Annotated in this window: 9 protein-coding genes and 1 pseudogene; all 10 read right to left on the bottom strand. The window is 31.2% G+C overall.

Going from position 1 to position 12,114, the window contains the following annotated elements; translation table 11 throughout:
- Positions 1-569 (bottom strand): annotated as a pseudogene (locus tag CUL_RS17680) (urocanate hydratase); the annotation flags it as partial.
- A 13-nt stretch (positions 570-582) separates the two neighbouring features.
- Positions 583-2,109: a histidine ammonia-lyase gene (gene hutH, locus CUL_RS0115370; RefSeq protein WP_025642589.1), complete on the bottom strand. Its 1,527-nt coding sequence runs from the start codon at positions 2,107-2,109 to the stop codon at positions 583-585.
- A 70-nt stretch (positions 2,110-2,179) separates the two neighbouring features.
- Positions 2,180-2,758, bottom strand: a complete 579-nt coding sequence (gene thpR, locus CUL_RS0115365; RefSeq protein ID WP_005587363.1) for an RNA 2',3'-cyclic phosphodiesterase — start codon at positions 2,756-2,758, stop codon at positions 2,180-2,182.
- A gap of 13 nt (positions 2,759-2,771) precedes the next feature.
- On the bottom strand, positions 2,772-3,785 hold the full coding sequence (locus tag CUL_RS0115360; protein WP_005587364.1) for a LacI family DNA-binding transcriptional regulator: 1,014 nt from the start codon (positions 3,783-3,785) through the stop codon (positions 2,772-2,774).
- A 107-nt stretch (positions 3,786-3,892) separates the two neighbouring features.
- Complete coding sequence (locus CUL_RS0115355) at positions 3,893-9,280, bottom strand: diguanylate cyclase (protein ID WP_025642586.1); 5,388 nt, start codon at positions 9,278-9,280, stop codon at positions 3,893-3,895.
- A gap of 47 nt (positions 9,281-9,327) precedes the next feature.
- Positions 9,328-9,771, bottom strand: a complete 444-nt coding sequence (locus tag CUL_RS0115350) for a MarR family winged helix-turn-helix transcriptional regulator (protein ID WP_005587367.1) — start codon at positions 9,769-9,771, stop codon at positions 9,328-9,330.
- A 42-nt stretch (positions 9,772-9,813) separates the two neighbouring features.
- Entirely contained in the window at positions 9,814-10,701 is an 888-nt protein-coding gene (locus tag CUL_RS0115345; RefSeq protein WP_005587368.1) for a diacylglycerol/lipid kinase family protein, read from the bottom strand.
- Between the two features lie 157 nt (positions 10,702-10,858).
- Positions 10,859-11,311, bottom strand: coding sequence for a hypothetical protein (locus CUL_RS0115340; RefSeq protein WP_025642584.1), 453 nt, complete (start codon positions 11,309-11,311; stop codon positions 10,859-10,861).
- 12 nt (positions 11,312-11,323) lie between these two features.
- Positions 11,324-11,677, bottom strand: a complete 354-nt coding sequence (locus CUL_RS17675) for a YtxH domain-containing protein (RefSeq protein WP_005587371.1) — start codon at positions 11,675-11,677, stop codon at positions 11,324-11,326.
- 109 nt (positions 11,678-11,786) lie between these two features.
- Positions 11,787-11,978: a hypothetical protein gene (locus tag CUL_RS0115330; protein WP_025642583.1), complete on the bottom strand. Its 192-nt coding sequence runs from the start codon at positions 11,976-11,978 to the stop codon at positions 11,787-11,789.
- Between the last annotated feature and the right edge of the window lie 136 nt (positions 11,979-12,114).

Here is a 12,114-nt window from a genome sequence, read left to right as displayed (position 1 = left end):
TCATCAAACATCCCTACCATTAACGCATTGGTAATGATAACTCTTGGACTGTTAGAGGTAGATTTAAAAAGTCCTAAGGGATGTCCTGATGCTACTACTAGAGTTTGTTCTTCAGTTAGTTCTTCAAGGTATTTTTTTATTAGTCTATATTGCATCCAATTTTGGCATACTTGTCCTGTTTCTCCATAGGTCACTAATTCATATGGGTATAGAGCTACGTCAAAATCTAAGTTATTGTCTATCATCACCTGGAAAGCTTTTCCTTCAATACATTTACCTTTATACTCATCAATTGGTTTTCCATATATTCTTCCTTCTGGCCTAAATCTATAACCATATATCCTTCCATAAGTAAATAGTTCATCTAAAAATTCCGGTGCTAATTTTTCATGTAATTCTTCTGGTATATACCTTAGAGCGTTTTTTAAAGCGATTTCAGTTTCTGTTTTCGATAGTGTAAACTCTCTCTTAGGCGCTCGTCTTACCCCTTCAACAAATTTAGGCATTGGGGGCAATTCATTGTCTAATTTAATAGTCATAGCTTTGCCAATGTCATAATTGTTAATCATTAAAATTCCTCCTTTATAATAATCTTCCTAATTTTATTTCAATCTCATCCAATATTTCATTCGATTTGATTATTTCTTCGCATGCATTCATTTCTTTATACATTATTTTATCTTCTTCTATAGTTGTCAAATGGTCTCTAACTATATTATATGCTATTTCCGTTCCTTTTCCTAGACCTTTCTTACCTCTTAAATCAATAGCTTGGCAAGCTGTCAATAGTTCCATTGCTAAAACCTTTCGAGTATTCTCTAAAATTTCCCTTGCTTTTCGCGCTGCTATGGTTCCCATAGAAACATGATCTTCTTGATTTGCTGAAGATGGTATGGAATCTACGCTAGCTGGATGAGCCAATACTTTATTTTCCGAAACTAATGCAGCTGCCGAATATTGGACTATCATAAATCCGGAATTTAAGCCTCCATTCTTAGCTAAAAATGCTGGTAAATCACTTAAAGCTGGATTTACAAGGCGCTCAATTCTTCTTTCAGATATATTGGCTAATTCAGATAGGGCTATACCTAAAAAATCGAAGCTGAGAGCCATAGGTTGTCCATGGAAATTGCCACCTGAGATTACATCTTGGGTATCTTCAAATATTAATGGATTGTCGGTAGCTGAATTCATTTCAATATTCACCTTATCCTCTACATATTTGAGAGCATCTTTACTACCACCATGGATTTGTGGAATACATCTTAAAGAATAAGCATCTTGTACTCTAATCTCTCCTTGTCGAGTAGTCATTTCACTGAGTTCCAGTAGGTGAAGTAAATTCTGGGCTGAATTTATTTGGCCTTGATGAGGTCGTATATTATGAACTCTACTATCATAAGCATCCACGACTCCATTTAAAGCTTCTATAGTCAAAGCTGCTATTATATCAGCTATCTTGCTCAGGTTTATTCCATCATAGACAGTTAAGGCACCAATAGATGTCATTACTTGAGTTCCATTGATTAAGGCCAACCCTTCTTTAGAAGTCAGTTCAATAGTAGGTATGCCTGCTCTATCCATAGCTTCCTTTCCTGATAACAGTTCTCCTTTATAATAAGCCTCTCCTTCTCCCAACATAACCAATACCATATGGGATAAGGGAGCTAAATCACCACTGGCTCCCAAAGAACCTTTTTCTGGAATCAATGGATGAACCCCTTCATTGAGCATATCTATCAATGTGTTCAAAGTAGAAAGCCTGATGCCCGAATATCCTTTAGCTAGGGCATTAGCTCTAAGGAGCATTATCCCTCTTACGATCTCCTGTTCCAATGGTTTCCCTACACCACAGGCATGGCTTACAATTAGATTTTTTTGCAAGATCTTGGTTTCTTCCTTACTAATGGATACATCGCTGAATTTCCCAAATCCAGTAGTAATTCCGTATACGACCCTTTCATCTTCAACAAATTCATCTACTACATGTCTTGCTTTATTAACCTTTTCCACTGCATCTTCTGTCAATTTTACCTTATAACCTTTCCTAACAACATTGATAAATTCTTCTAAATTAAGGCTGTTGCCATCGATTAATATTTTTTTCATCATTTTATCCTCCATTCATCTTTCGATATTTTCACGCATTATCAAGCTAAAGCGTAAAAAACCACAGAAATTATCTGTGGTTTTTTTCTAATATTTTATTAAACTTATAAGATTTTATTGGAGTATATACCCTTTTTCTCATAATTTCCTCACTTTTCATAAGAGTCAAATTGTCCAATAAAAATTCTTTACCTAATTCGTGGTCAACCTGTTCCCGTAACTGGCTAAAAGGTAAATCTAAAATTACTCTTCTTCCTAAAGTTATATGAGGAGTCAATTTTCTTTTTTCCTTGGGAAAACCTATAACTTTCATTTCCTTTTCTATTATACCATATATGGCATTTAATTTCATCATTTCCCCCTTAATGCCTATCCAGATTACCCCGTATTGATTACTTCTTATATTAAAGTAGCCTAATTTATCTAAGGTTATGGATAAAGGAGAAGTATTAACAACAGCAGATTTAATGATTCTATCTATGGCATCTACCTGTTCTTCACTTATATCCCCTAGAAATTTCAAGGTAATATGGAAATTAGATGAAGGGACCCAATTTCCTTTCTTAGAGTTAATCTTAAGAACTTTTTGTATTCCATTTAGTTCATCCTTTAACCCTTTATCAAAATCCATTCCAATAAAAGCCCTCATAAATACACCACCATTATTTGATTCTTCTACAACTCTCCCTTTTCATAATTCGGATTGGAAGATAAATATGATCTTCTTCTATTTCTTCATCCTTCAATTTTTTTATAATTCTCCTAATTGCAACAGCACCAATGTCATAATAAGGCTCTTTGACAGTAGTAAGTTTAGGTCTGTAGATGGAAGCTATTTTAGTATCTCCATAGCCACATATCGATAAATCTTCAGGAACTTTAATATGGTTATCATAACAGTAATTGATAAGCCCTATGGCTAATTCATCTTGGCAACAGAAAACTGCAGTAATATTGTTTTCTTTTACAAGCTTAATCACATCCTCACCCATATTATAGCCATCATCTATGCCAAACCCATTAGCAGAGTATAAAAACCCTTTGTTTTTTCCATTATCTCTAATAGCTTTTTTATATCCATCTATTTTAAACTTCTCTAGAGAGGCTTCATTTTCCTCTTGAGCGGTTGTATATAGAATTTTTTCATGCCCTAGGCCTAATAAATACTTGGTCATCTTAAAAGACGCTTCAAAATTATCTATAGATACAGTAGGCGTATTTAAATTACTATAATATTTATTCAAATACACAAAAGGTATTCTGAAATCTTCAATTTCCTTAATTACTTCATCATTATTTTTTTCTGAAACTAATATTATCCCTTCTACCTGTTTGCTCCTTAAAAGCTGGGCAAATTTCTTCTCCGTATCCGGGTTACCATAACTACTTGATAAAACAATATCATATTTATACATTCTTCCTACTTCTTCTATTCCTCTAACCATCTGGGCTATATAAGAATTTCCGATATCTGTTATAATTACCCCGATTAAATTTGATTTCCTGGTAACAAGACTCCTGGCTACTTCATTTGGTTTATAGCCTAATTCATCTATTGCTTCCAACACCTTCCTTCTTACTTCAAGGCTTACAGGTTTAGAGTTGTTTATTACCCTGGAAACTGTTGAAATCGATACTCCAGCTAATTTAGCTACATCCTTTATTGTTACTGACATTTCCGCACCTCCTTCAATAAATTGGTTAGAATATTTAAGATATTATATCATATCCAGTGACTAATTTATAACATTTTATAATATTTTCAACATTAATTCTGGTTAACCTATGCTATGGTAGAAAAAATATCACATAACACTTTAGCTAGATTATAATTATTATAATCAAATTCCTTTTCTTTTATTGGAACTGTAATATAGACTATCCCTTTAATTTTATCTTTAAAAATCAAAGGGATTGCAATTACCGATTGCCAATTAGGTGTATTTAGTATTAGATTCATCTCATTTACGCTATCCCAGTCAATTAAAAATTCACCTTTCTCCTTAGCAAGGACCCTATCTACTATGGTAACATTTATAAAATTTGGCTCTATCCAATTAAGATTTAATCTAGACCTAGCATAAATATTTAAAGGTTTATTATATGGGTCTATCTCAATTAATGCACAATACTCTGCTTCCAATATTTCTATAATTCTACCTAAAAATGTGAATATTTTTTCTTCTTTGCCGGTATTCTCTTTCATAATATTAATCGTATCCAGTATTGCTAAGATATTTCTTTGATCCATATTTGTATTACCTGATAAGATTCCTGCTAATCTATCTACCCTATTTAAAGTATTTGCTAGTTCTGCATTCCATACTATTACCCTATTTCTACCTTTTTCTTTAGCACAGTAAAGAGCCTGGTCTGCTTTTTCAATTAATTCCTCTTTAAATTGGCTATGGGTTGGAAACATAGATATTCCAATGCTAATAGTTATTGGATTTTCAATATTGACTACTTTTAAGTTTTGAATATTTAATCTAATCTTTTCTCCTATATTTTTAGCTTCATCTTCTCCAGCATTTTTAAGGATTACAACAAACTCTTCTCCGCCATATCTAGCTACTACATCTGTACCCCTTATACTGTTAGATAAGGTATTGCCTATTTGAGCTAAAACCTCATCCCCTTTCCTATGACCATAGGTGTCATTTATATTTTTAAACCTGTCCAAATCCATCATCATGACTGCAAAAGAATCGTCTTTTCTTTTGGCTTCAATAAGAGTTCTGTTGAACTCGTTGTCAAAATATTTTCTTGTATAAGTACCAGTCAATTTATCTATATTCGATAGTATCTTTAATTTGTAATTTTCAATATTAATATATAATATTTTGGTTAAGGTGTTAGCCAATCTATGTCTTTCCTCATCAAATCTATTAAATATTCTTCCTGTTTCTAAATAGATATACCCTTCATTTCTTCGATTATATTCAATCAAATTCTTTCTTCTATCTTCTTCACGAGGATAAGTATCAGTAGCTAGTGCTGCAATTGGAATACATATTAAAGCCCTAGTATCTCTGGGTAAAAACTCTTTATGTAGCCCTATTACATTGCTTCCTAAACTGCTACTTATCAAAATTCCCTTTTCATATCTATTGGCTAAGGCAAGTAAATTTTCATTAGGTCTCCAGTCCTTATTGCCATCTAAACTAATAATAGGTATATACCTATTGGTTTCCTCATCAAATATTAATATATAGCCTTTCTGAGCAAAGGTTTCCTTTGATATATACTTCAAAATAAGTTTCAAATTATAATTATAATCATTGGTTAAACTTTGTATTAAATCTTCAACAGAAAATATACCCTTAGTTTCTTCATATAGATAATTTATCTCCGTTATCCTTGTAAATTGACTATCATCTATTAAATTAAATAAAGAATTATAGTCAAAATATTTTTCAATATTATCTTCTGGATTTAAGTCATCTATACATGTGCAATTCAATCTTTTATTAAAGACCTTATATACTACATCCAATAATTTTATCTTAATATTATCAGTTCTGCGGCTTTTAATAAAATTTATTTGCAGATCCCTATCGGGTATATTTTTTATAGTTCTATATATTAAATCTAAAGACTCTAATAGATAATTAATAGCTTGGTAGTATTTTGCCTTTTCTGCAAAATCATATCCTATCAGGATATTTGCAAGAGTATCTAGATGTAGCAGATTGTATTTTTTCATATTCTCTTCTAATTTTATCATATTCTGATAACTTTCTTCATCCTGAGTAATGCTGTACAATAATATCTTTCTGGTATACTCTAAACTAGGTGCAGCATAATCCTTTTTTAATTTATTATCATCTTTGAGTAAATCAGCAACATATTTATAATCCCTTTCTAGTAGCGCCAGGATACCTAATTGTAACAAATTAACTCTTTTATGGAATTTCAAGTTAATATTTCTAAATTCAGCCCTAATATCCTCCATAGCTTTTTTATCATAAATTCCATCTCTAAAATAGTTAATAAGCACAATTCTAGTTTTAGACATTAAATATTCTGTGTTATTGTAATCCTTGCATAATTTCATGGTTTCATCAGAATACTTTAATGCTTCATCCCATTTTCCAAAAGTATAATAAAATTCTCCAAGAAAATTGTAGTACTGGCTAATTACTTCAAAGCTAAAATTGGGATTGTGAGCATAACCTTCCTTAAGCATTATATAACAGTTATAGCTGTGTTCATAATCTCCAATCAATATATAGATTAAACCTAAATTTACATTGGTTAAGAAAATTAAATTGGTATCCTTAACCTCTACAGCGATGGATCTAGCTTCCTCTATATATTTTTTTGCCTTGTCGTAATCACATAGATCGATATATACTTCTCCAATATTGTTAAGAAATATTAGTTTCAAATTCAAAATTCCATATTGCTCTACAATTTTTAATCCATCTTCATAATGTTTCATGGCTTTCTCATATTCTCCATATTGGGAATATATATTGGCTATATTATTAATTGGTTTTGTAGAGTTAATAAACTCACCTGTTCTATGGAAGTATTCGATACTTTTACCGTATCTTTCAATGGCTTCCTCAATATTCCCATTAAAATACTCTACAAGCCCCATAATATTATAAATATCGCCTAACTCTTCATTTAAATTATTCTTCAGTGCAAAGTCTAATAGGTCCTCTACATCCCTTCCTGCTTCTTCTAAATTTCCATTGTTTAATAAAATCTTATTATTTAAAATCCGAGCCCTAGCAATTCCAATTAAATAGTCTATTGCCTTAGATAATTTTATAGACTCATTAACTTTTTCTAAAGCTTTATCTGTTAAACTCCTCTTTAAATATATTTCTCCAATACCTAGGTTAGCAGTTACAATGTATTTTGATTTTTCTTCTTTTATGGCAGCCTCGAGTAATTCTCTATATATGCTTAAAGCTTTATCGTTTTCTCCTCTTAAAAAATATGTATCACCCAAGGATTCCAAAATCTCCAACTTATAACGAGACTCTGTATTCTTTACTATTTCATATGCTTCTTCCCATAAAAGTATAGACTGAGTACTTAATATATTAGATTCTTCTCTAGCTTCTTTAATTATATAATCTAAAGCTTTTTCTACTTGGTTTGAGGCCATCAGGTGATAGATAAGTTCCTCCATTATCATTTTATAATTGGAACCATAGTTTTTTTCCAATAATCTAGCCAATTCTTTATGGAGTTTAATCCTTTCCTCTAAGGGAATTCTATGATATATTAGCCTCTTTAGCTGAACATTACTAATACTATAGCTATATCCCCAATCTGCAACCTTTTCATCTAAAAGCCCCATCCCAACCAATTCGTTAAGTTTTACTTTTAGATAATCATTATCAATATTCAAAATCTCGAAAAGGATTATCTTTGATATGGAATCATTGTATACGGAAACTATCTTCATTATATCCAAATAATCTTTTTCAATAAGGGATAATTGGTTTTTCATTGCTTCATCCATATTTGAAGGAAAGTAAATATCTGAATATTTCTGGGTTTTTATCTCCCAAAAGCCATCTGGATGTAGGAATAATTCTCCAGTAGCGTATAGATCCTTCATCATATATTCTATATACCTTGGATTGCCTCCACTCTCTTTCAACATCACTGCAGAGAATTTTAATGGTTTATAGCTTATTCCTAATATATGTTGAATAAACTCCCCAATTTCCGATAGGTTTAAATTTGTAATTTTAATATTCTCAACATATTTCCCAGTAGTTAATTTATTAAAGATATTCTCCTCTATGGATCCTTTAGGTATCATCTTTTCATTGAAGGATGTTATTAGGATTAAACTGCCTTCCCTTATATTATCCATCAAATAGTCAAGTAAATATAAAAATTCCAAACTGCAGTCTCCAATATTATCAATAATTAAGTACATAGGCTTGTCCTTAGTCAATTCTTCTAAATAATTGGTTATCCTATCATATAACCTTAATCTCTCTCTATCTCCATGTATCCCATTTAATACTTCGGCATTTACAACAAATTTTAATTCTGGTAATACTCTAATAAGCTCCTTCCCATATTTGTTTAATATATTGATAGGAGCGTCTTTTATAGTTTGACGTAAAATATTGGTTATTGCATTTAAACCATGTTGGGTATTTTGAGTAATCTCTAAATAATATACTTCTCTTCCCCTCATCCTTAATAAATGGGTTATCTCTTTTAGGAGTCTGGTCTTTCCTACCCCTGTATCTCCACCTATAAGTATTGCTTTTTTATAATACTTATCATCCATGAATTCTTCATCTATAGTCAATATCCTTTTAATTTCATTCTCCCTGCCTACTATTTGAGTTTTAAAATTAAGAATGCCCCTTTCTTTCACTAGATCGTATTCATAATCGATATTAAATACTTCTTTAATATTATCAATTACCTCTCTTAAGGAAATTTCTCTAGTGATTGGATTTTTCTTAGTTAGGCTAGTAATAATATTATTTAATAAATCTATCTGTCTAGTGTTCATTTCAAGGGCGTCCTTATATTCATATTTACTATAACCTAAATAAAAATCTTCAGTCAATAAATATATTATAAGCATTCCTAAAGAATATTTATCTGCATTTTTATTTACTATATCATTCTGCTCTAAGAGAAATTCTGGCGCAATAAAATACCTGGTTAGATCAGTATAACTGGCATTGATCACATTTTCATATATATTCGCCAAATCCATTACCTTGACACTTCCATCTTCTAACAAAAATATATTTGAAGGGCTTAAATGTTTATATACTACCCCTCTATAGTGCAAAAAATCTAATAAAGTGCCTGCCTGTAATATTATATTTAACTTTTCCTTTAGATTTAAGTCCTCATGTATCTTATCAAGACTAGGGCTATTTATATACTCCGTAGTAGAATAATACTGTTTAATATTCACTTTCTTTCTATCTATAGTTTTTATTATGGAAAATTGCTCACTTGAAAGCAAATATTTATGCTTAATTCTAGTTAAATTGACAAAGTTGTTAATAAAGTAATCGATGGCTCTTCGCTGTTTGTCAATATTATACAATTTCATAAACAACTTTTTGTCATCATTCCAAAAATCTACCACCTCATATATACTGCTGTAAACATTATCTTCTATTACCTTATTAACCTTGTACCTATTGTCTATTAACTTCATATTTATTTCCCCTTTTATTCCACTTTTAAAATGGATAATCAATAATTTCAATTGTCTTTCATTGCATTATATAAGGATTCCAATCCTTTGCTAAGTGAAATTTTCTCTTCTTCCGTTAAATCTACCATTTTAGAATCCAAGAATTTTACTCGTTTCTCTAAAACCTTTTTCACAATTTCATGCCCCTTTGGCAAAACTTCAATTCTAACTACTCTTTTATCTCTATCATCCTTTTTCCTTACTACTAGCTGATTTTTTTCCATTCTATCTACCAGGTCCGTTATCGTACTACAGGCTAATGCCATCTTCTGGCTCAATTCTCCTATAGTTAATTCTCCATTATAAATGAGAATTTGTAAAGCACTAAATTGGGGAATTGTAATATTGAAGTCGTTTAAAATTTCTCTACCCTTTAACCTGATAATATAATCGATTTTTCTTAAATGTTTTTCTATGCTAGCCACATTGTCACTAATACCATTTTCTTTCAAAATAGCACCTCCATCCCTTTGTTTTTAAAACCCTTAAATTAATTAGGGTACAAAGATTTTAAACCCATTTGGTTCAGCTTCAAAAACAGCTGGTAATTTCCCACCATATTCTCCGTCAATATCTATAACCACATCTTCAGCGGTATCCACTAGGATCTTCTTTGATTTGAAATAGGATACATTTGGGTGGTTTACATGTTCTCCCCTAAATATATTGATAAATATTTGGGCTAAATCCTGGACTTCAGATTTTTTAATGATAACCACATCTAAATACCCATCGGATACATTGGCATCTGGGGCTAATCTTTTAAACCCACCTATTGAAGCACTATTTGAAATCAAAAATAATAATATATCCTCTTCTTTTATATACTCTTCGCTTTCAAATTTTACTCTAATAGGTTTGAATTTTTGTTTGGGTATCTCCTTTAAACCCTCCATATAATAGGCCATCCTTCCAAAAATTGCTTTTGCTTCGGGGGGCACTTGGTAGCCTACATTAGTCAGAAGACCGCCAGCAGCTACATTTATGAAATATTCATCGTTGACCTTTCCTAAATCTACTGTTTTTATCTTTTTGTTTTTAATCATTTGAAAAAAATCATCTATATTCCTAGGCAATTCCATATGATTGGCAAAATCATTTACCGTACCAGCTGATAAAATGGCTACTGGAATCTTCCTCTCGCACCGAGCAATGCCTTTTGCCACCTCGTTTACAGTACCATCTCCACCACATGCAATGATAAAATCCCAATCTTCATTACAAGCTTTCATAGCTTCATGCATGGCATCATCTTTTTTCATAGTGTTAAATTTGCCAACCACATAGCCATCGTTTATTAAAAGATTACATAGATAATCGACTCTTCTCTGGATAGTCTGCCTTCCAGATGAAGGGTTGCATATAACCTTAACCTTCTCCATCCATATCAACCTCTCCTATTTACATGATTCCATGATATAATTAAACTTACTATATATAGTATACCAATAGTAATTTCTTTAGCAACAATATTGATAAAAGTTAAATATTATGTACACTATGGAAAAGAGAACCCGGCTGGGTTCTCAAACAAAAAAGTTACCGATTTTTAAATCCATTTCTAATTATATCTATTATTTCCACAATTAAAGTTATGTAGTCAGTAATATTTTTTATATTCTTTTGTAGCGAGGAAGCTGTCCCACTTATACTATCGCTTACCACATCGATAGTATCAAAAACTATTTCACCAGTGCTATCTATTTTTTCTGTAATAGAATTTGCATTAGAAATCAAACCCATAACTTCTGGAGACACTGCCTCCATTAAAGCTTTTGTTTCTTCCGATATAGAGTTAATATTTGTAGCTATTTCAGGTAGCTGTTTTAAAACATTATCCATCTCCTTCTCATTTCTTTCCGCTAATCTTCTGGCTTGGGATACTAGATTATTGGCATTTTTCAATAATATAATTAGATACCCTAAAACTCCTATTCCTAAAAAGAATAATATGAATTTTAATAGTTCTTCAATGGTTATAGTAGCTGTCATATAGATCACCCACTACATTTCCTTGTTTTCTCGGGGTTCTTTGTCATCATCGACCTCTTCCAGCTTTACCTCTATCATATCCCTCTCTTTAAATTCTTTAACCTTTTCTTTAATATCCCCTCTAATTTTTTCCTCTGTTTCTTTAATGGATTCAACTGAATCCTTTACGGATTTTTTTACAGTGTCGGCAGTATTTTTGGTCTTTTTCGCTATATCTTCTCTAGTTTCCTTTCCAGATTTTGGGGCAAAGAGGATTCCAGTAATAGCTCCTATAGCCGTTCCTAAAGCTATTTTTTTAGCAGCATCTACCTTTTCTTTCCTTTCTGCTTTTCTTTTCTTTTCATTTAACAAATCCATTAGTTTCATTATAATCTCCCCTTTATATATCTATTTTGACTATTAATTACCCTAAAAACCCTCTATTAATCAATTTTATAGATTAAGTTTGTTAATTCCGGGGAAGTGTAAATGAATATTATTTTTTATCTAGTCTTTTTAACATATCCTGTAACTTCCTAGCCTGATATCCAGATTCTTCGGCAAAACTTCTAAATAGATCTGCCACTTCTATATCCTGAACATTCTTAGCGTACATTTCATAATCCCTAACCATTTCCTGAGCATCTAATATTTTTTTCTTTAAAACTTCTTTTGTATTTAATTCCATTACCTAACCTCCTAAATCTATTTATATACTATTATTTAATTAATTTTTATTTTAATGGGTAATAAGGGTATAAATTTAGTATGAACTAATATGTATGGGTTTTATACTTTAAAAAAATAATTTTTCATTTATAATT

Origin of the sequence: [Clostridium] ultunense DSM 10521 (assembly GCF_000511955.1) — a bacterium.
Lineage (GTDB): Bacteria > Bacillota > Clostridia > Tissierellales > Tepidimicrobiaceae > Schnuerera > Schnuerera ultunensis.
Note: the sequence above shows the minus strand (reverse complement) of the source record. Positions and strands in the feature narration are given on the sequence as shown.